Raw genomic sequence first — 18,302 nt, 5'->3', positions numbered from 1 at the left:
CATGAGTATTTAGCTAGACTCGGTTTGCTCAGTACCGCTTACGAATAACGAATGCATGAAGCTCGCGTAAGTGATCCCTGAAGGTTCTACGTTTGTTTACTCAAGTGAATCCAATGACTCAAACCTACGCATGGCTTACGGAATCTATTCGCTTTTCTCTTTTGGGTGTCCCTGAAGGAGCAAAGATTTCTTGGCACTCGATCATGGGAAAGGACGCAGAATCGATGACCAATCGTCCAGCACAGCAACTGGTGATTGAGGAAGGGCCTTGTGAGAACGGTAGGTTAGTTGTTACTGCGCAACCTGGCAGAATTGATATCACCTTGACCGCAATGCCGATGGATCCCGTCAATCATCCTTCGCTAGGTTCGTTTGATGAAGTGTGCTCGGGTTTCGAGCGGCGATTAGCAGCCGTTAAAATGCCTGTAGCTGCGCGGCTTGCATTTGGCGCGGTGTTGAACACGTTTCCAGGTAGCACGGAAAAAAGCAAAACGTTATTCAAAACGCTGGTTCCGGGGTTTTCAATCGATCCTGAAGTTGATGATATTATGCTTCAGTTTAATCGAGCTAAAAAACTTCCGAAAATTAGCGGAATTGTATTGAATAGATTAACTAAATGGTCGCAGTTGGCTTTGCAGACTGTTCAGTATCAAAGTAACATAGCGTTGCCTTCTAAAAGTACCCCTTTGATACAGCTGGAGTTAGACTTTAATAGTCATCCAGAGTCTAAGCTGCCTAACTCATCTGCTTATGGGTCGTTAATAACTGCAATGTGCTCTGAGGCAAGGTTGGTTGTTTCGGGAGGTGCCAATGGATAGCCCTGTTTACTATGTTGAATCTGCTGTCCTGCAGGCTCCTGTTGAAAGACGGGTAGGGGAATTTGATACTTCAATTTTTTTCTTCAATCCTAGTTCAACGGCTTCTTTCCAGCTTTTCGAGCGTAGATCAGAGAAAGTAAGGCCTGCGGCAACTGAAAGTGCGGTTAAAATTGAGCTCCGCTTTGATGATGAGTCAACTAGCGCGAGTGCCTATGTCGCTGGCGACAAGAACAGGTGGGAGCCAAGTTATGTTAGTGCAAAGGTTGAGCCTTTAACTTCGAAGCTTTCAGCTGGTGTCCGTTCGCAAGTTGAGGTAATACATACTCTTGATTCAATTGCCGCCGAAAGTTCTGATTCAAGCAGAATCGCTCTAAGGGCGGTAGTTGATGCAGTCGAAGATCATATAAAAAATAATGATCTTTGGAGTTTGAATGAGCTATTGATTAACGTAGACCCTTCTGCATTTAGAAAGATTACCAGTGTTGCGTTCTTGAGAACATCGTTTCGCATGCGTGATAAACTAAGTGGTTGGGCGGCACTTTATGATAGAACTCTAATTCATTTGAACGAAACTGGTCAGGATGCAGATCGTGCCCTGCGTGGGCTTTCTAGAAAGAAGGTAGCGCAGCTTGTCTGAAGGAAAGTTGATAGGAAAAGTAGATCTATTCGGCGCGGCGATCTACCAGACAGATAACCCTGAGCAGCGACATGCAGCCATTGTCTTTAAAGATCGTGCGAAGCCGAATGTGAGCTTGCTCCATCTGGCTTGGCACTATCATTTGCTAAGCGAACCCCTCCAGCCGGGGTACCGCTGTGTGCCGATGCCTAGCTTTGACGAGGAAGAGCTGCAGTTATTTGCTGAACAAGCCTCTCGGATATTTGAAGAGAACTCGTCCGGAATTCCTTATGGTATGGGATATACCGGTGCTGCAGTTTTTGGAGGAGACCTAAAGTTTCTAGAGTCGCCTGGAGCCGGCTTGACCTGTGCTACGTTTCTTCTCGGATTTTTCGATACGTTAGGATTCGAAATTATTGACGTTGAGTCATGGCAGAGTAGGGCGGACGATGTAGTTTGGCAGGGTAATATTTATGCACTCTTAGAAAAAAGGCTTGAGAAGGATAACGCTATTGCACAAAAAGATCTGATCGGTAAAGCATTTCGCTTCCGCCCTGAGGAAGTGGTCGGGTCCGTGGGTATCTATCAAAATGAACCATTGGAGTTTTCCGAGTCGACAGCGGTTGGCGCCCGTTTATTAGCTGAAATGCAGAAGCCTAAACAAGCAGCCAAGCCGCAAACCTAGGTACTTGTCTACTCCACAAAGCCCAGCATTCTTGAAACTACTCCCGCCATACTTTTGGTGTCTGTCGGTATCCATCTCCCATAATGTTTTCGGATCATCGTTGTATCAGCGTGCCCAAGTTGTCTGGCTACCCATTCAACTGGAACATAGCTCGACAGCATTTGACTTGCGAATGTGTGGCGGCATTGGTTGGCACCACGATGACGCACTTCGGCTTTTTTGAGATGCGCAGTAAACCAATTGCTCAATGTCTTTCCGCTCCAGAGCAAACCACTAGTAGAACTTCGAAAAAGAAACCTCACTTTCATTTTCCTCGAGGTAATGTTGTCGCGCTGAATTACAGTGATTTCAACAATAGGCGCTTCCTTAGCAGCGATAATAATCTCCCGCATCAGCTCGAGAGCTGGGTCTATCAGCTCGACGACTCTTACCCTGGAACGTTCTTTGGGCACTTTGAACTCACCAACGACTAATGCCCGGCGGACATGGACAAGGCCGGCATCAAGATCTATATCTTCAACGGCTAGCCCTATGAGTTCGGATAGGGAAAGCCCGGCCCAGCAGTTGAACTCAATCATTCGAGCGTCGGCTCGCCGATCGGGATCCGCTTTGCCGATCAGCTCAATCTCGGTACGACTGAAAGGGTCGGCATGCTCCAGATCGACGTCCGAACCGACGTTGCTGATCCGGTCGAGCGGGTTGGCTTTCAGGATGCCATCGCCGAAGGCATCAGCCCAGACGCCGCGGACGACGGTGAAGATGTCGTTCACTGTCTTTGGGGCCAAGCCTTGCTTGAGCAGTTGCGCTTGAAACAGTTCGATGTCGCTCTTGCTGATGTCGACGATCCGACGCTTGCCGAATTTTTTGTCGACGTGCACGGCCTTGCTGACGTAGTTGACGACGGTGCTCGAGGCTTTGAGCGCGCGCTGAACCTCCAGCCAGCGGTCTATGCCTTCTTTCACGGTGCGCTTTAGCGAAGGGCCGCCAGTCCCTGTGAACATGGCAGCCCTGGGCGAGCTCGGAAAGTGGGCCGCATAGTCGAAGCGACCCTCTTTGATTTCCGCGAGGATAGTTCGGCGCTTGTTGTCGGCATAGGCGATCGCGGCTTTGTTAACTTTCGAGATCCCCTCAAGAGGTTCCCGGCACCTTTGGCCGCTAAAGATGAACCAGATGCGCAACTGCTTGCCGTTCATCTCAACGCCGGTCGGCATCTTGTCGGTCATGGTTTCCCTTCCATCCAGCGTTCAATGGCTGCGCGGTTGTAGACGATCACGTTGGCTGGATCCTTACGCCAGTGTTTGCCTTCAAGCCAGAGGCCACGGGTGCGGTACTTGCGGACGGCTTCGGTGCTCAGGCCGAACACTGGGTACAGCAAATCCTGGCGGAACCAGGCGCCTGGTGTGATGTGGAAGTCGAGTTTCTCAGCTGCGCTCATTGTGGTCTCTCCCCTGCGCGCCGCGCGATACCCTCGGCCTGGCGCTGCTTGCTGCATTGTTCGTGGTTGCCGTGTGCCCTTGACTTGTTGCATTTGTCGCAGATCGTTTGTAAGTCGAGAGGTGGCATTTGGCCGCGGCGGATTCGGACTGTTCGGCGAAGGGCGGTCATGCGGCATCCTTAAGCGCCAGGCGTTTCTCAGCACTAATGCTATCCAGCAAGCGATAAGCCAGGTCGCCGACGAAGTGGGCCTGGTTGATAGCTTTCACGCGATAAGCCTCGGTTCCGGGGAATGCATCCCAAGTGTCTTTGGCTAGCCTGAGGGTGGTGGCAATCTCTAGCAGGGCCAAGTGGTCGCTCTTGAGGAAAGGGGTTGCGCGTATGGCGCGCGCTTGGCGAGCCAGTTTCTGCAGCCGGTTTTGGTCGGCGCGATGCAGGCGATTCAGGTCGGCGATGTCGCTGTTCAAGGCTTCAATGCGAAGCGAATGCATGGCATTGCGTTCGTCAAGTCCCCTGGTGTAGCTACGGGCGAGAGCGCGCAAGACTGCTTGGCGGATGAAGTAGGCCATCAGCAGCAAGCCAATGCCTGTGCAGGCGGCAATGATGATCAGGTGTTGGGTTTGCATGTGCTGTGTTCCTCGATAGAGCCCGCCGCCGGGATTCTTGGTGAGAGGACGGCGGCGGGGTGTTGCAGTGGTGGTTAACCCAGGTTGAAGCTGCCGATGGTCAGGTTGGCGGCGCCGCCTACTTCCTGCTGGACGACATCCTTGAACTCTTGGGCCAGGTCTTCGCGCAGCTGCTCTTCACCAATCCAGCGCAGGCGCAGCAATGGCTTGTCACCGCCAGTGAGCACGGCAACGCGCAGGCGGATGATCTGGACCTTCAGCCCTTCGTAAGGCTCGACGGTGAAGAGGAATTCGGCGGGCAAGCCTTCCGATGACTTGGCTTCGATCTGATCCATTGCGGAACGGGATGCGCTCAGGTCGCCGACGACGTGCTCGCTCTTGCGTGCTTGCTCAATGCTGATAGAGCGAATAGCGCTCGCCGCTTTGCGCAAATCGATGGGGTTGTCATCGGCTGTAAGGGCTTGGAGGTTTGACGCCCAATCCTCGATCCAGTCGCTCAGGTCTTTCTGTGCAAATTGAATGGACGCAGCACGCTCCAGCGCCCGGAAGGCGGCGGTCTTTCTCAGGTTCAGGGTGGCGGTGAAGTCGCCATGCCCAGGTTCCTTGGTGTCACCGAGGTTGAAGTACACGCTGCACGACATGGCTTCAGCGTCGACAAAACCGGAGGCGACGGTCTCAGCGCTTTGTGCCATCACGTAGTTGCCGAAGTCGAGCAATGAGTGGGTGGTGAGCGCGCCCCGGAAGCGGCTGCGAGCGGCTTGGAACTTCTCGATGCTGTGGATTTTCTGGTCAGACGGCAGCACGAGAGTCGGCGTGAAGGTATCCAGTGGCTTGGCATAGGCCAGAACGGCGGTGTCTTGAATCAACTGAATTGCTTTGGCTTCCATTGGATCGATTTCCTTTTGGTGAGAGGTATGGAGCGGGTGGGTTTAGGACTTGGCGTGAACTGGAGCGTCGTCTCTGTTGAACAGCTGGCCAGCGCGAGGCGCTTCGGCAAACAGGGTCAGCCTGCCACCCTCATTCACGTGCATTGGAGTATCGAGGGTGGTGTCTTCGCTGCGGCTGCCGCGTTTGGTTGGCACCTTATAGGCCAGCTTGTGGTTGACCGTGACCTGGTGGCTGTTGGCGATCTGCTTCAGGGTGAAAGTCAGCGTGACTGAGCCAACCTTGCCGTTATCGACGACGCCTGATGCCACTTCGGAAAGGGCGTGACCGATCTGGTTGGCGAAAACGCCTGCGTTGAGCTCGCCGATGAATTCGGCTGTGTCTGTAGGTTTCATGTGCTGTGCCTTGTTGGGTTTGTGTTGTTTGCCCCTGAACGGCAGGGACCACCGGTGAGTCAGGCCGCTTCCTTCGTCGCTTGAGCGTCGAGGTAGGCGGCCAGGTTGTGCAGGTACACCACGGGCTTGGCCCGTGCGGAGTTGTGCAAGCGCGTCACGATCAGCGCGATGCGGCCGGCCTTGATTTCGTTCAGCAGGTAGCGGTCGGTGCGGATGTGCGTGAAGTACTGTTCGCGTACTGCTGACAAGGTCGGGCAGGGCGTGGCGAACTGTCGGCGCAACTGGTCGAGTGTGTTGCTCACGCTGCATCCTCCCCGAACCCCTCCGATCGGGGCACCAACTTGAGGCGTATCAATTCGGCGAGGCCTTCTTTGCTTTTGCCCTTGGCGGCGGCGCAGATCTGACCTTTTTCGTCAGCAACAACGGCGCCGAATGGATACTCAGGGGAGTTGGTTGGGGTGACGTAGGCCACTTGGCCCTCGTGGATCACGTTGTTGACGCAGCGGAACACCTCAGCCAGTTCCACGGTACGGCATGGAATGCTTTCCAGCAGGTCAATGGCTTCGCTTGCTGCACCGATGAGTGTTGCGCGGCTGACGACGCCCGGGCTGTCCAGGTAGATCGGAATCAGTCGAAGGGCGCCGAGTGCTTGGGTGTAGGCGTTGAAGTAGTTGGTTGTCATGCTGCGGCGTCCTTGTTCTGGGTCTTGATGCCGATGCCGAGTTGCTTCGCGAGCCAGTCGACACCGCGCTCAGTAACCATCACCACGGCGTAGTGGCTGCAGGCTTTGATATTGTCGTTCCAGCGGCTGCGCGGGTCGGAGAACAGGTAGCCACGATCGCGGTGCTGGCTTGCGAGGTCGCCGCTTTGGGTCAGCACGCGGAGTTCGCGCAGTCGCTCGCGAAACTTCCGAGGTTTGAGGCCGAGCACGGCGGCCGTTTCGTCCAGGGTGCGGTTCATGGCGCTGTCCTCAGGCGGCGATCAGTTTGCGAACGTGTTCAAGCAAGGCTTCCGAATCGGCCAGTGCTTGATCAAGTTGCGCCAGGCGGCCGGACTGCTCTGGTGGTGCGGACTGCGCCGACTCAATTCGGCCGTTCGCAATGTCCTGAATGAAGTCCCGCAGGTGCAGGTGGTTGGCCCGGTCCGAACGTTTGAGGGTCAGTTCGCCGGTGTGGTCGCCCAGGTCAACGTTGATGACTGCGGTGGTGTCGGTGAGCTCGACTTCAAAGCTTGCATGGATAGTTTGCTCTGGTCGCTGGAGAGGGCACACGGCTGTGCCACCCACTTGCAGCATGTGGTGCAACAGCTCTTGTTTCGGGAGTGGGATGCGATAGCTATTCATGCTGCGTCACCTCCGAAAGGCCACGAACTATCTAGGGCGTTGCTGGTGGGCTCGACAGCCTTGATGCGGCCTTTGGGGTTGGTGATTACCAGCAGCCCGGTTCGGTGCTGTATAGCTTCGACTGCGGCGCGACTACTGCACGCAGATGGATGCAGATAGACCGGGCAGCGTGGATTGCTGTGCTGTGTGGTTTGCATGGCTCGTACTCTTTGGTGAGAGGTATACGAGGCAAACGATACAAATACGTATTGATCGAGTCAATGCGTATTTGAATTGATTTTTTGAGAGGCATAAAAAAGCCCGCAAGGTGCGGGCTCAATTTGTTGTGCGATGTATTAGAAAATTTCTAGTTTCGAGAAGACGACACCGCAAATCATTGCGTCGTCTCCCAGCTCGATAATCGGCTCGGGCCAAGCCGGATTCAGCGGCTTCAGGAATCGACGCTTTCCTTCCATCACCAACTGTTTAAACGTGGCTTCTTGGCTATCGACTAATTTGGCGATGATAAGTGAGCCGTTCTCGGCGTCCTTCGCTGGGTCAACAAAAATGATGTCTCCGTCTCTGAAAGAGCGACGTTCATGTTGGTTGAACATGGAGAGTCCGCGCACCCTGAGAGCGTAAGTTTGACTGCTATGGGACGCGGCGCAGGGCAGCCAGATCTCCGCATCATCCAGAGTGCGAACGTCTTCTATTTCGCACCAGGCTCCTGCTTGTACCCAAGAAATCAACGGCACATATCCTTTGATTGCCGGCCCTGGTTCCACATTAGATTCAGAGCTTGAGATCGATTTGATCTCAATGGATGGTTCTTTGTGTTCGCCTCCTTTCCACAGCCAGTTACTGCTGACTTTCAAGGCTTTGGCGATTTTTTCAACGTTCTCGTGACGCGGGCTGGCCACCGAATTTGTCACGATCCTATGAATAGTCGGCTGAGGGACGCCAGAGCGGCGGCCGAGTTCGCCTTCGGATAGATCTAGTTCTTGCATGCGTTGAGCAATGCGGTCGCCAATCACTTTTCTCTACCTTGATTCAAAAACGTATCGGCGATTGTATTGAATCAATCAATACGTTTGTGTATTGTAGCGTCCAATGCGAAAGCGCATCGGTGAACGATATGACTATCCAAGAAATGCTCGCGGAGTTGCTGCGGTCGGGTTTATCCCAGCGAGTTATCGCAGATCGCGTAGGGACAACGCAGCCGACTATTAATCGTGCCGCTAGGGGTGCGGATGTTCGGTATGTAACAGGGAAGGCTATCGAATGCCTTTACCTGCAAGAGAAAGCAGCTGCTGGCTTGAAGTCGGCAGCTTAAAAGGTGCCGGGCTGGGGCCTCTCACCAAAGAATCCCCCAGCCCAGCTACGACGACACACAGCACATGCACATCGGTCGTGGTTGTAGGATAGGGATTACCCTGTCTTATGGCTACACCGTAAATGGGGGATTTACGGTTATGAGTCGCACAGATCTATTACCGGACGCTGGTCCGGTCCTTCCTTTGCGCCAGGCTATTTATCGCGCTGGACGTGACTACAAGGGCGGAATCACCGCCCTTGCCTTTGACATGGTGTTGGACAACGACACCCTTCAAAAGAAACTCAAGCTCGACGAAGAACGACGCTGGCTGAATCCTGATGAGCTTGAGGAGGTGATCAGGCTGACAGCCGATACGCGCTTGCTCGACGCGCTCATGCGGCCGGCGGGTGCGGTTTGGTATCGCCCGGTACCTGTACCGGCAACACGCGATGCGTTGAAGGCCGTTGGTAAGCTGCTCGGCGAAACTGGCGAATTCGTGGCCGCAATGCACGATGGTGCTGCCGACAATGTCTGGGAGCTTCATGAAGTCCTCGATCTTGAAAAGCAGGGTATGGACGTGATCCGCGAAATCCTCGGCATCATGGCGGGTGCCCGTCAGGCGATGGAGGATCGCATCCATGGCTGACGATATCGATCGCGCCAATGACCAGGCGCAATACCTGCTCGACGTTGCGCTTCAGCGCAGCCGCCGTGCTCCATCAAGCCGCATCAGCGCGCAGTTTTGCGCGGATTGCGACGAAGCTATCCCGTTGCTTCGACAGCAGACGATTGTGGGTTGTCAAACCTGCGTTGACTGTCAGGGGTTGCGGGAGGCTCGGCGATGAGTGAACCGGCCAAAGGAATAGCCATCGCCACATGGGCAAAACGTTACATCACTACTTTCGACCTCGCCCTGGTGTCCATTGAGCCAGGTGAAAAAGCCCCAAAGGGCATGGGGTGGAACAAACCCGGCGGCTACATCACTGATGCCGCCACGGCTGAAGCGTTCTGGCAACGAAACCCTAACCATAACCTCGGCGTAGTGCTCGGGCCAAGCCGTGTCTGCYCGTTGGACGTCGATGACGTTCAGTGGACGCGGCATGTGCTGTATGAGCTGCTGGGCGTCGATCTGGATGCCATGGCGGTGGTGTATCCGACCATTGTCGGTAACCCTGCGCGTTTTCGGGTGTTGTTCAAGCTGCCGGAAGGCGTTGAGCTGACCCGGCATTCTTTGTCTTGGCCGAATGAAAACGACCCTGATGGTTCGATTTTCAAAGGTTTGATGAACAAGGCCAAGGCTGCGAAAGAGCAGGGCGATATTGCAGGGGAAGCCGCGGCGCGTGCCGAAGCCGATCCGTTCAAACGCTTTACGTTGTTTGAATTGCGTGCCGGCCTGGTGCAGGACGTGTTTCCGCCGTCGATTCATCCGGGTACCGGCAAGCCTTACACTTGGAAAACCCCACCAAACGCCGCGGACGGGTTGCCGACGCTCACCAACGATCTGCTGAACATCTGGCAAAACTGGGACATCTTTAAGCGTGATGCTGAGGCGGCGTGCCCGTGGGCGGTCAAGTCAACATTGCCGCCGGCGAAGGTAAACAAACGTCCAGCACCTACGGCAGGTAAATCTCCATCGGTGATTGATGAGTTCAATCGTTGCCACGGCGTCGAAGAGCTTTTGCGCACCCACGGTTACATCAAGCGGGGCAGCAAGTGGCTTTACCCGCAGAGCAGCACTGGCCTGCCGGGCGTGACGATAAGTGATGGTAAAGTTTACTCGCACCACGGCGCCGATCCGCTCGCGAACGGGCATCAGAATGACGCCTTCGAGGTGTTCTGTTTGCTCGAGCACGGCGGTGACCAGTCGAAGGCGGTGAAGGACGCCGCGCGTATGTTGGGTATGCAGCATTCATCGCGGCCTGATCCGCGTGATCTTCCCCCGACCCCATCCGATGACGCGAGCGAGCCGGGCTTACCGAATGACGACGTCAGCGAGGCCGCTCCGGCTCCTAATGGGGGCGCGGGGGAGGTGCTGACGCTCGATCACGTTCTTCGGCGATTTGCATTGGTAGAGGGCACCACGCACGTGTGGGACTTCGACCAATCGCGGGTGATGAAGAAGTCGGCATTTGAAGCGCGAGTCGGTAAGCCTTTGGCGAAACAGTGGTTGGAGGACACCGAGCGTCGAAAGCTGATATCCGATGACCATGTGCGTGACATCGAACAGTCTCGACGCATGGCAGGCAAGAAAGGCGGTGCCTTCGGCATGCCGCCGACCGAGCGATACGTGTACATCGATGGCACGAAGGATGTTTGGGATCGCGAGAAAAAGCGGCGGGTAGCAGAGGGCGCCGTGAAGATGGCCCTGGGGGATACGTACCCGTTGTGGTTGAACAGCAGCGAGCGTCGGGTGGTCGATGTTGACCATATCGTCTTTGACCCGACAATGACCAAAGACCCGAACGTCTACATCAACACCTTCGATGGCCTGCCGCTTGAACCGATCAATGATGAAGCTGCCTGCGAAAACCTGCGCTGGCTGATTTCGTTCCTTTGCAACCATGATCAAGATGCCGCTCGGTGGTTGACGCGGTGGATGGCGTACCCGCTGCAACACCTCGGCGCCAAGATGGACACGGCTGTACTGATGCACTCGATCATGGAGGGCTCCGGTAAGAGCCTGCTGTTCGCCGATGCGATGGGCATGCTTTACGGTCAGTACGCCGCCACCGTTGGACAGACTCAGCTTGAAAGTAATTTCAACGCCTGGCAAAGCCGGAAACTCTGGTCGGTGTTTGAAGAGGTCGTCAGCCGCGATCAGCGCTACAACCAGGTGGGCAAGATCAAGCATTTGATCACAGGCAAGACGGTGCGTATGGAATCGAAGTTCATCAATGGCTGGGAAGAAGCCAACCACATGAACGCGGTTTTCCTGAGCAACGAGATCATGCCGTGGCCCATCAGCGAAAGTGACCGGCGAATGCTGGTGATGTGRCCCGAGCTCACTCTACCGGAAGACCGCCAGAAGGCTATCGGCCAGGAGCTGAAAAACGGTGGAGTCGCTGCTCTGTATGGTTGGCTGTTGTCGATCGACCTCGGTGATTTTGACCAGCGCACTCGGCCACCGAGTACGGCGGCGCGTGAACGCCTGGTGGCGTTGAGTCGGGCCGGCTGGCAGACATTCCTCAACCTTTGGAAGTACGGCGAGCTGGGGCGCGATCTGTGGGGAGTGTGTCTTTCGACCGACCTTTATTCGCTGTTCCTTGAATGGTGTCACCGCAACAAAGAGCACGTGATGAGCCAGACGAAGTTCTCGCTGTTCATTGGTTCGGAAGTGGACAAGACCCGATCTATCCCCTGGACCGAAGGCAGCAACAGGCGCTTTGGTGCGTTTTTCTTTCCGAACGACCCCGGTGCTTCCCAGCCCCCATCACTGAAGGCGGCCGATCTGGGCACGACGGTCTCCAACTGGCGTGCCCAGGCGAAGCTGGCCGGCTGGAACGTGGACAACTGGGAACACGTCAAGGCGGCTGCAGCATGAGTGCGCCTAAAAGTGTGTTGGGTGTGTCGGAGGTGTGTCGGGTTGGTTTTTGGTACCACACACAATTTCAGGCCTTTATTTGTGCGGCTTTCCGGCTGCTGTGCTGGGTGTGTTGGGTTTGTCGTCGCGCACGCGCATACGTGACGTTAATTGCACTGAAAAGAAGGCCGAGATTTTTTCCTTATGCGAGGAACAATAAATCCAACAAACCCAACACACTCAACTCAAAGTTAATAAAGGTATTGATTTTAAAGAGATTTATTTGTGTTGGGTTTGTGTCGGGTTGCGGGTTTTCTGTGTTGGGTTCGGTTTTTCGGGGGGAAGGGCGATGATTGAGGAAATGGAAGTACTGCTGAAGCACTGGGGCGAGCAATGCCGTCTCAATGGCGAAAGCGGCGGCATGGGCAGCCCGATGGCAACGATCATGGAGTGGGGTGGATGCGCACCTCGCGGCACGCCTGGCTCGCGGATCATCCTCGGTGCTGGAGCTGGTCCTGATGGTGTCGCTCAAGAGATCACCGCCGCATTGTCGGAGATCGCTCGACAGGATGACCGCGGTGAGCGGTTGCAGCGGTTGGCAGTCTTACGTTATGGCGATGATCCGGCGCCGACCTGGCTTATGCAGTTGCATCTGCTGGGGTTGGAGTCGAGAGCGAAACAGACTTACTACGACCAGGTACATCGGCTGCATGAGCGGCTGCTGGAGGTGCTTACTGAGCGTGCCGATGCCCGTAAGTGGCTTACCGCTGGTCGGGGCGTTTTGCCTCAAAGTCTCCTCAAAGTTGCGTCAAAGTTGCGTCGAGCTGGATAACCGAAAATGCCCCCTTTTCGGTTCCGTACTCAGGGGGTAAAAAGTCACCACGATATGAAATTTGCGCCTTGGCGCTTACCTCGCACGTGCTGTGCAGCTTCATCCGGCCCGCCCTGAGCCGGTCACCCTAACCCCGCTTCGGCGGGGTTTTTCATTTGTGCTGCCGGCCCTGATGCGGGCCGCCAGTCTTGCCCGAAACAGTAGGGCTTTTTTTCCGTCGCCGAGGAGGCAACGCATGTCGACTGAACAGGAGGTGCAGCAGTCGCTGGCCGATCTTCCTACCTGGCTGCTGATTCTGGTGGCGCTTGCGGGTTTGACAGGGGAGATGTGGCGCGCTGATGCGGCAGGGATGGCTGTGCCGGTGTTGATCAAGCGGGTGCTGTTGCGCTTCGGCGCTTCGGCCGTATTTGGTCTAGCGACGGTAATGCTTGCCACTGCCTTGAGTTGCAGYCTGATGACGGCTGCTGCGATCGGCAGCGTCGTGGCTTGCCTCGGCGCCGATGTTGCTAGCGGGTTGTACGCTCGTTGGTTGGCGAAGAAGGCCGGCCTGTGCGAAGTACCGCCGAGCAGTCAGCATGAGCAGTGATCGGCGAGGCAGCAGCACAGAGCGGGGTTATGGGTACAAGTGGCAGAAGTCCCGTGATGGTCATCTGCGTCAGCATCCCTATTGCACCATGTGCTCGACTGATCAACGACCAGTGGCGGCCACCGTTGTCGACCACAAGATCGCGCCGAAGCTGAAGGTAGCCAAGGACAGCGGCGATCCTGTTCGCATCAAGGCCGCATGGAAGTTGTTCTGGAGCCCGAAGAACTGGGCGAGCCTGTGCAAGTTCTGCCACGACTCGACGAAGCAGCGGATAGAGAAGACCGGCCGGCTTCCTGGCTGCGGGTCTGATGGTCGACCGACCGACCCTGGTCACCACTGGAACCGGTGACCATCCGTCGCCGCCGCACCAAAAAATGGCACACCCCGAGGGTAGGGGGGGTGAAAAACTTCTTTCGGACTTCGTTCTAGACCGCTCGCCCCCCTCTTTACGCAAAGTCGGGAAAAATGAGGGAGGGGGGGTATCAATAGGCAGGGATTATTTATGGCCGGAAATGGAAACTCGGGTCGCCCTGGAAAACCAGCGGTGCTCAAACTTTTGCAGGGAAATCGGGGCCGGGAAAATCTCGGTGACCTGCTGGCCGAAGCCACTTCGCCGGCGGTCCCCGTCGGGGCACCGCCGATGCCAGACGTCCTGTCGACAGAGGCGATAGCGGAATGGGAACAGTTGGTTCCCGCACTGATCGCCCTCGGTATCGTTTCGAACCTGGATTCGATGGCGCTGGCGACTTATTGCCAGGCCGCCGCTGATTGGCGCCGCTACCAGCGGCTGATCACCAAGCGCAACGCTGCATCCGATGACGAATTGGGTGGCGATATCCAGACCTTCAAAACCGGCGCGCAGCAAATGCACGTCCTCCGCCAGTTGGCGAACGACGCCGAAAAGCGCGCCAACGCCGCCGGCGCTCAGTTTGGCCTGTCGCCAATGTCCCGGCGCAATCTGAAAACCACGCCGGCACCGCAAGGTGAGCTATTCCCCAATGAGCAACGAGACGCCGCAGACAAATACTTCAGTTGACGATCGCGTCACCGCCTTTGCCCATGCCGTACTAACCGGCGAAATTGTCGCCGGTCCCAACGTTCGCAACGCCTCTAAACGTCATCTGCGTGACCTCGAACACGGACCGGCCCGCGGTTTGGTTTGGGATCTGGAAAAAGCCAATCGTGCGATCGGCTTTTTCGAAGATGTGCTTTGCCTCAACGGTGGTGATTACGAAGGCATGCCTTTCCTGCTCGCTCCCTGGCAGGCATTTGTGGTCGGAAGTTTGTTTGGCTGGATGACCGTTGACGGTTATCGACGTTTCCGACTGGGCTACATCGAGACTGGGAAGGGCTCTGGTAAAAGCCCACTGGTTGGTGGGATCGGCCTTTACGGGTTGGTTGCCGACGGTGAACAGCGCGCTGAAATTTATGCGGCGGCCACCAAGCGCGATCAGGCGATGATTTTGTTTCGTGATGCCGTGTCGATGGTGGACATGTCGGAAAAACTTCGCTCCCGGCTCGTGCAATCGGGGCGCGACGAAAAAGTCTGGAACCTGTTTTATCCGAACACCAATTCCTTCTTCAGGCCGATCAGTGCCGACGAAGGCAAGTCCGGCCCACGGCCCCACATTGGGCTGCTCGATGAGGTGCACGAGCACAAGAGCGCGGCAACTGTGAACATGATGCGCGCCGGTACCAAGAACCGCCGCAAAGCCATGGTGGTGATGATCACCAACAGCGGTTCCGACAAGAAGACGGTCTGCGGTCAGTACCACGATCTGGGCGTGCGGATCTGCGCGGCCATTGAAGATGACGACAGTTTCTTCGCCTTCATCTGCTCTCTGGATGAAGGTGATGATCCATTCAAGGACGAAGCCTGCTGGCCCAAGGTCAACCCCTCGCTGGACTACATCGCCGAAGGGCAAAGCGATGGCATCCCCGGTCGTAAGTACTTGCGTGAGCAGGTCCAGTCGGCCCGAGGGTTGCCGGCTCAGGAGTCGGTAGTGCGCCGTCTCAACTTCTGCGAGTGGACGCAAGCCGATGCCCCATGGATTTCTTGGGGTGTTTGGAAGCAGGCCGAAGAACGTGTGCCAATGCGGCTATTGCGCAACCGCCGATGCGTTGGCGGGCTCGATCTTGCGAGCACCACGGACTTGACCGCATTTGTCCTGATCTTCTGGCCCGCCCCACACGATCCGCACTGGCGACTGCTGCCGTACTTCTGGATCCCGGACGACGACCTTCAAGGGCGCGAGGATCGCGACAAGGTGCCCTACGCCATGTGGGTTAAAGATGGGCACCTTGAAACGACCCCGGGCCGTGCCATCAGCAAGCTGCATGTGCTGCGTCGCCTGGTCACGATCTGTGCGTACTTCGACGTCGAGCGCATCGCCTATGACCGGTGGCGCATTGAAGACCTGCTGCAGCTGATGTCCGAGTACGACATCTCACTGCCGGAAATGGTGGGCTTCGGCCAGGGTTACAAGGACATGGGGCCGGCAGTCGATGAGTTCGAGCGCCGTCTTCTGGGCCTGGCCCCTGAGCAGGACGTGATCGATCTTGATCCCGCTGACTGGGAGGTCATCGAAAGCGAGACGGTTGAAACCCTGCGTCACGACGGCAACCCGGTAATGACCTGGTGTGCCGGCAACGCGGTGATCGTTTCCGATCCAGCCAACAACCGGAAGGCCGACAAGGCCAAGGCGACCGGCCGGATCGACGGCATCGTCGCATCCATCATGGCCGTCGGAATCAGCAGCAAGGCTGCTGGGCCGAGTGGCAAATCCATCTACGACGAAGGGGCGGGTATATGAAATTGGTCATCCTTTCATGGCTGGCCGGTCTGCTGGGCTTCGGTCTGCTTGTGTGCGGCGTGGCAATGATCAGTACGCCGGCTGCCTGTATCGTCGCAGGCCTGGGCTTGATGGCCTGGTCATTCCTTGCCGATCGCGCATCCGCCGCACTGAAAGCCAAATCTAAACCCCAAGGAGGTTGAGCATGTTCTTTTCAAGCGTGCTCGGCGAGGGGCGCGGAAATCTGACAGAAACGGGCGGCGGCTTTTGGCGCGGTCTTCTGGGTGGCGGCCGCAACAGCACGGGCGTGAGGGTCACGCCGGAATCGGCGTTGGGCCTGCCGATCCTGCAAAACTGCGTCACGCTCCTGGCCGAGACCATGGGGCAACTGCCTTGCGAGATGTACCGCCGACTGGACAAAGGCCAGCGCGAAGCAGCCATCAACCATCCGGCGTATGACGTCCTTCGGTACCAGCCAAACGGATTTCAGACGCCTTATGAATACCGGGAGTGCACGCAAGGTGCTGCCGGTTTGCGGGGTAACGCTTACAGCTTCATTGACCGTCGGGATGACGGAAACGTCGCGGCGCTCTGGCCCTTGTGCAACGACAAGGTGCAGGTACTGAAGGGCGCGGACATGCTGCCGTACTACCGGATCAGCGGTGGCGAAGCTCTGCCGATGCGCATGATCCATCACGTACGGTGGTTCAGCACCAACCATTACGTAGGGCTGTCGCCGATAGAGGTCCATGCCGAATCGTTGGGGTTGGCTCAGGCGGTGCGGCAGTACACGGGCAAAAGCTTCGCCAACGGTGTGACCGTCTCCGGTGTGATCGAGCGGCCGCGTGAGGCCCCGGCGATCAAGGATCAAGGCAGCATCGACAAGATTGTCGATCAGTGGGGGCAGAAGTTTGGCGGCATGGACAACGCCAAGAAGGTTGCGCTGCTGCAGGAGGGCATGACCTTCAAGCCCGTCTCCATGAACAACGTCGATGCCGAGGTGTTGGGGATTCTCAAAACCACCGGTACCGACATCGCCCGGATTTACAAGATCCCACTGCCCATGGTCAACGACCTGGAGAAGTCCAACTACAACACGCTTGAGCAGCTGATGATTCAGTTCGTGGTGTTCGCGTTGTTGCCTTGGGTCAAGCGTCACGAGCAGTCGATGATGCGCGACTTTCTATTGCCCGCTGACCGGCGTGAGTACTTCATCGAATTCAACTTGTCCGGCCTGCTGCGGGGCGACCAGAAAAGTCGGTATGAGGCCTACGCCATCGGGCGCCAGTGGGGCTGGCTCAGCGTCAACGACATCCGCCGGCTGGAGAACATGCCTCCGGTACCGGGCGGTGAGATTTACCTGCAACCGCTGAACATGGTGGACGCCGGCAAGGGTGCTCCTGATCTGACTAACCCCAACGTGCGAGCGCAGCTCGAACTGCGGCACGCTGAAATCGAGAGGATGTTGGCGCAATGAAACACTACCTGCGAGCTTCCAGCCTGCTGTTCAATCAGCCGCTGTTGGTGACGCCTGACATGTTGGACCTCGGCGTTCGCTGGGCCAACCAGGCAATGAGCTTGAACATCGTCAACATCGGGGCTGTAGCAGGCGCCGGTCTTTGGTCGGATGATGGCCTGGACCGCATCGCCCAGCGCGAAGAAGAACGCCGCACATCCATTGCACGCACCGGTATCGAAGTGATTCCGGTCAGCGGCGTGTTGGTCAGTCGCGGCAGCCACGTCAGCATGTGCGAGACGATGACCAGCTATGAAACGCTGCGGGCTCAGATTCGCAACGCTGTCGCGGATCCGATGGTCGAGCGCATCGTGTTGGACATCGACAGCCCCGGCGGTTCCGCTGTCGGCGCATTCGAGCTGGCGGCCGACATTCGCGCCATGGCGCAGCAGAAGCCCATCACCGGCATCGTCAACTTTATGGCCTACAGCGGCGGCTACCTGATCGGCGCGGCCTGTAGCGAACTGGTGGTGAGCCAGACCAGCGGTGTCGGCTCCATCGGTGTCATCGCCAGTCACATGGATCGATCCAAGCAAGAGGAAGGGATGGGCGTCAAGGTGACTACTGTGTTTGCCGGCGCTCACAAAAACGACCTCAGCCCTCACGAGCCTTTGAGTGACCAGTCGCTCAAGTACCTCAACGACGTTGTGCAGGAGAGCTATCAGCTCTTCGTCAATGCGATTGCCGACTACCGCGGGCTCTCGGTACAGCAGGTCATTGCCACTGAGGCGGGCTTGTACCGAGGGCAGGCCGGTATCGCGGCGGGCCTCGCCGATCGCATGCAAAGCCCGCAACAAGCCGTCGATGATTTATCCAACTCGGTGGCACAGAGTCGAGCCAGCCGGCAGCAAGGCCGTCTTTCCGTCCGTGCAGCTGCAATGGATTTTCAAACCAAGATCTGACCGCGTTCGCGGCAGTCGTTCGAAGCCCGCCTTGTGCGGGTTTTTTAATGCCCAGGAGG

General features: G+C 56.7%; 24 protein-coding genes. 14 read left to right on the top strand and 10 right to left on the bottom strand.

Annotation, left to right across the window (positions count from 1 at the left end; translation table 11 throughout):
- Positions 1-113 precede the first annotated feature (113 nt).
- The 3 genes from AC1DU9_RS10785 to AC1DU9_RS10775 are packed head-to-tail and all read left to right on the top strand — an operon-like array spanning position 114 to position 2,119.
- Positions 114-818 (top strand): hypothetical protein, encoded by a 705-nt coding sequence (locus AC1DU9_RS10785; RefSeq protein WP_477810148.1) that lies wholly within the window; start codon positions 114-116, stop codon positions 816-818.
- Positions 811-1,455: a hypothetical protein gene (locus AC1DU9_RS10780; protein WP_477810147.1), complete on the top strand. Its 645-nt coding sequence runs from the start codon at positions 811-813 to the stop codon at positions 1,453-1,455. The genes AC1DU9_RS10785 and AC1DU9_RS10780 overlap by 8 nt, the downstream gene beginning before the upstream one ends.
- Positions 1,448-2,119, top strand: coding sequence for a hypothetical protein (locus AC1DU9_RS10775; protein ID WP_477810146.1), 672 nt, complete (start codon positions 1,448-1,450; stop codon positions 2,117-2,119). The genes AC1DU9_RS10780 and AC1DU9_RS10775 overlap by 8 nt, the downstream gene beginning before the upstream one ends.
- Positions 2,120-2,127: 8 nt before the next feature.
- On the opposite strand, the gene AC1DU9_RS10770 is transcribed toward AC1DU9_RS10775, so the two are convergent.
- The 10 genes from AC1DU9_RS10770 to AC1DU9_RS10725 form a co-directional block, all read right to left on the bottom strand.
- Positions 2,128-3,342 (bottom strand): Arm DNA-binding domain-containing protein, encoded by a 1,215-nt coding sequence (locus tag AC1DU9_RS10770; RefSeq protein WP_477810145.1) that lies wholly within the window; start codon positions 3,340-3,342, stop codon positions 2,128-2,130.
- Entirely contained in the window at positions 3,339-3,554 is a 216-nt protein-coding gene (gene xisR, locus AC1DU9_RS10765; RefSeq protein WP_477810144.1) for an excisionase family protein, read from the bottom strand. The genes AC1DU9_RS10770 and xisR overlap by 4 nt, the downstream gene beginning before the upstream one ends.
- Positions 3,555-3,720: 166 nt before the next feature.
- A complete protein-coding gene (locus AC1DU9_RS10760) occupies positions 3,721-4,179 on the bottom strand; it encodes a hypothetical protein (RefSeq protein ID WP_477810143.1) in 459 nt (152 codons plus the stop codon).
- 74 nt (positions 4,180-4,253) lie between these two features.
- Positions 4,254-5,066 (bottom strand): DUF2303 family protein, encoded by an 813-nt coding sequence (locus tag AC1DU9_RS10755; protein ID WP_477810142.1) that lies wholly within the window; start codon positions 5,064-5,066, stop codon positions 4,254-4,256.
- 42 nt (positions 5,067-5,108) lie between these two features.
- Positions 5,109-5,459, bottom strand: coding sequence for a hypothetical protein (locus AC1DU9_RS10750; protein WP_429560201.1), 351 nt, complete (start codon positions 5,457-5,459; stop codon positions 5,109-5,111).
- A 59-nt stretch (positions 5,460-5,518) separates the two neighbouring features.
- On the bottom strand, positions 5,519-5,761 hold the full coding sequence (locus tag AC1DU9_RS10745) for a pyocin activator PrtN family protein (protein ID WP_448645989.1): 243 nt from the start codon (positions 5,759-5,761) through the stop codon (positions 5,519-5,521).
- The gene (locus AC1DU9_RS10740) at positions 5,758-6,141 is read right to left on the bottom strand and encodes a hypothetical protein (RefSeq protein WP_477810141.1); all 384 of its coding nucleotides are present in this window, start codon (positions 6,139-6,141) and stop codon (positions 5,758-5,760) included. The genes AC1DU9_RS10745 and AC1DU9_RS10740 overlap by 4 nt, the downstream gene beginning before the upstream one ends.
- A complete protein-coding gene (locus AC1DU9_RS10735) occupies positions 6,138-6,419 on the bottom strand; it encodes a phage antirepressor KilAC domain-containing protein (RefSeq protein WP_477810140.1) in 282 nt (93 codons plus the stop codon). Before AC1DU9_RS10735 ends, AC1DU9_RS10740 begins: the two co-directional genes overlap by 4 nt.
- A gap of 10 nt (positions 6,420-6,429) precedes the next feature.
- Positions 6,430-6,801, bottom strand: coding sequence for a hypothetical protein (locus tag AC1DU9_RS10730; protein WP_477810139.1), 372 nt, complete (start codon positions 6,799-6,801; stop codon positions 6,430-6,432).
- A 335-nt stretch (positions 6,802-7,136) separates the two neighbouring features.
- Positions 7,137-7,814: a helix-turn-helix domain-containing protein gene (locus AC1DU9_RS10725; RefSeq protein WP_477810138.1), complete on the bottom strand. Its 678-nt coding sequence runs from the start codon at positions 7,812-7,814 to the stop codon at positions 7,137-7,139.
- Between the two features lie 438 nt (positions 7,815-8,252).
- Between AC1DU9_RS10725 and AC1DU9_RS10720 the strand changes: the two genes are divergently transcribed.
- The 11 genes from AC1DU9_RS10720 (at position 8,253) to AC1DU9_RS10670 (ending at position 18,243) form a co-directional block, all read left to right on the top strand.
- On the top strand, positions 8,253-8,741 hold the full coding sequence (locus AC1DU9_RS10720) for a phage regulatory CII family protein (RefSeq protein WP_477810137.1): 489 nt from the start codon (positions 8,253-8,255) through the stop codon (positions 8,739-8,741).
- Positions 8,734-8,940, top strand: a complete 207-nt coding sequence (locus AC1DU9_RS10715) for a TraR/DksA C4-type zinc finger protein (protein WP_237882088.1) — start codon at positions 8,734-8,736, stop codon at positions 8,938-8,940. Before AC1DU9_RS10720 ends, AC1DU9_RS10715 begins: the two co-directional genes overlap by 8 nt.
- The gene (locus tag AC1DU9_RS10710; protein WP_477810136.1) at positions 8,937-11,636 is read left to right on the top strand and encodes a bifunctional DNA primase/polymerase; all 2,700 of its coding nucleotides are present in this window, start codon (positions 8,937-8,939) and stop codon (positions 11,634-11,636) included. The genes AC1DU9_RS10715 and AC1DU9_RS10710 overlap by 4 nt, the downstream gene beginning before the upstream one ends.
- Before the next feature lie 328 nt (positions 11,637-11,964).
- Positions 11,965-12,447, top strand: a complete 483-nt coding sequence (locus tag AC1DU9_RS10705) for a hypothetical protein (protein WP_477810135.1) — start codon at positions 11,965-11,967, stop codon at positions 12,445-12,447.
- A gap of 235 nt (positions 12,448-12,682) precedes the next feature.
- On the top strand, positions 12,683-13,033 hold the full coding sequence (locus AC1DU9_RS10700) for a phage holin family protein (protein WP_237882082.1): 351 nt from the start codon (positions 12,683-12,685) through the stop codon (positions 13,031-13,033).
- Positions 13,023-13,382 carry an HNH endonuclease gene (locus AC1DU9_RS10695; RefSeq protein ID WP_477810134.1) on the top strand — a complete coding sequence of 120 codons (360 nt, stop codon included), beginning with the start codon at positions 13,023-13,025 and terminating at the stop codon, positions 13,380-13,382. Before AC1DU9_RS10700 ends, AC1DU9_RS10695 begins: the two co-directional genes overlap by 11 nt.
- A 195-nt stretch (positions 13,383-13,577) precedes the next feature.
- Positions 13,578-14,069, top strand: coding sequence for a phage terminase small subunit P27 family (locus tag AC1DU9_RS10690; RefSeq protein WP_477810133.1), 492 nt, complete (start codon positions 13,578-13,580; stop codon positions 14,067-14,069).
- Positions 14,032-15,846: a terminase large subunit gene (locus tag AC1DU9_RS10685; protein ID WP_477810132.1), complete on the top strand. Its 1,815-nt coding sequence runs from the start codon at positions 14,032-14,034 to the stop codon at positions 15,844-15,846. Before AC1DU9_RS10690 ends, AC1DU9_RS10685 begins: the two co-directional genes overlap by 38 nt.
- Positions 15,843-16,028 (top strand): hypothetical protein, encoded by a 186-nt coding sequence (locus AC1DU9_RS10680; RefSeq protein ID WP_423502811.1) that lies wholly within the window; start codon positions 15,843-15,845, stop codon positions 16,026-16,028. The genes AC1DU9_RS10685 and AC1DU9_RS10680 overlap by 4 nt, the downstream gene beginning before the upstream one ends.
- Before the next feature lie 2 nt (positions 16,029-16,030).
- Positions 16,031-17,302: a phage portal protein gene (locus AC1DU9_RS10675; protein WP_423502812.1), complete on the top strand. Its 1,272-nt coding sequence runs from the start codon at positions 16,031-16,033 to the stop codon at positions 17,300-17,302.
- Positions 17,299-18,243, top strand: coding sequence for a S49 family peptidase (locus tag AC1DU9_RS10670; RefSeq protein ID WP_477810131.1), 945 nt, complete (start codon positions 17,299-17,301; stop codon positions 18,241-18,243). Before AC1DU9_RS10675 ends, AC1DU9_RS10670 begins: the two co-directional genes overlap by 4 nt.
- Positions 18,244-18,302: the final 59 nt, after the last annotated feature.

Source organism: Pseudomonas sp. P4_C1, assembly GCF_056402155.1.
This window is presented reverse-complemented; position numbering and strand designations above follow the sequence as displayed.

What these genes read in the sequence shown, in the direction of transcription:
- AC1DU9_RS10785 (WP_477810148.1), top strand. Translation starts at nt 114, where the DNA reads ATGACTCAAACCTACGCATGGCTTACGGAATCTATTCGCTTTTCTCTT.
- AC1DU9_RS10780 (WP_477810147.1), top strand. Translation starts at nt 811, where the DNA reads ATGGATAGCCCTGTTTACTATGTTGAATCTGCTGTCCTGCAGGCTCCT.
- AC1DU9_RS10770 (WP_477810145.1), bottom strand. Translation starts at nt 3,342, where the DNA reads ATGACCGACAAGATGCCGACCGGCGTTGAGATGAACGGCAAGCAGTTG.
- xisR (WP_477810144.1), bottom strand. Translation starts at nt 3,554, where the DNA reads ATGAGCGCAGCTGAGAAACTCGACTTCCACATCACACCAGGCGCCTGG.
- AC1DU9_RS10760 (WP_477810143.1), bottom strand. Translation starts at nt 4,179, where the DNA reads ATGCAAACCCAACACCTGATCATCATTGCCGCCTGCACAGGCATTGGC.
- AC1DU9_RS10755 (WP_477810142.1), bottom strand. Translation starts at nt 5,066, where the DNA reads ATGGAAGCCAAAGCAATTCAGTTGATTCAAGACACCGCCGTTCTGGCC.
- AC1DU9_RS10750 (WP_429560201.1), bottom strand. Translation starts at nt 5,459, where the DNA reads ATGAAACCTACAGACACAGCCGAATTCATCGGCGAGCTCAACGCAGGC.
- AC1DU9_RS10740 (WP_477810141.1), bottom strand. Translation starts at nt 6,141, where the DNA reads ATGACAACCAACTACTTCAACGCCTACACCCAAGCACTCGGCGCCCTT.
- AC1DU9_RS10735 (WP_477810140.1), bottom strand. Translation starts at nt 6,419, where the DNA reads ATGAACCGCACCCTGGACGAAACGGCCGCCGTGCTCGGCCTCAAACCT.
- AC1DU9_RS10730 (WP_477810139.1), bottom strand. Translation starts at nt 6,801, where the DNA reads ATGAATAGCTATCGCATCCCACTCCCGAAACAAGAGCTGTTGCACCAC.
- AC1DU9_RS10720 (WP_477810137.1), top strand. Translation starts at nt 8,253, where the DNA reads ATGAGTCGCACAGATCTATTACCGGACGCTGGTCCGGTCCTTCCTTTG.
- AC1DU9_RS10715 (WP_237882088.1), top strand. Translation starts at nt 8,734, where the DNA reads ATGGCTGACGATATCGATCGCGCCAATGACCAGGCGCAATACCTGCTC.
- AC1DU9_RS10705 (WP_477810135.1), top strand. Translation starts at nt 11,965, where the DNA reads ATGATTGAGGAAATGGAAGTACTGCTGAAGCACTGGGGCGAGCAATGC.
- AC1DU9_RS10695 (WP_477810134.1), top strand. Translation starts at nt 13,023, where the DNA reads ATGAGCAGTGATCGGCGAGGCAGCAGCACAGAGCGGGGTTATGGGTAC.
- AC1DU9_RS10685 (WP_477810132.1), top strand. Translation starts at nt 14,032, where the DNA reads ATGAGCAACGAGACGCCGCAGACAAATACTTCAGTTGACGATCGCGTC.
- AC1DU9_RS10680 (WP_423502811.1), top strand. Translation starts at nt 15,843, where the DNA reads ATGAAATTGGTCATCCTTTCATGGCTGGCCGGTCTGCTGGGCTTCGGT.
- AC1DU9_RS10675 (WP_423502812.1), top strand. Translation starts at nt 16,031, where the DNA reads ATGTTCTTTTCAAGCGTGCTCGGCGAGGGGCGCGGAAATCTGACAGAA.
- AC1DU9_RS10670 (WP_477810131.1), top strand. Translation starts at nt 17,299, where the DNA reads ATGAAACACTACCTGCGAGCTTCCAGCCTGCTGTTCAATCAGCCGCTG.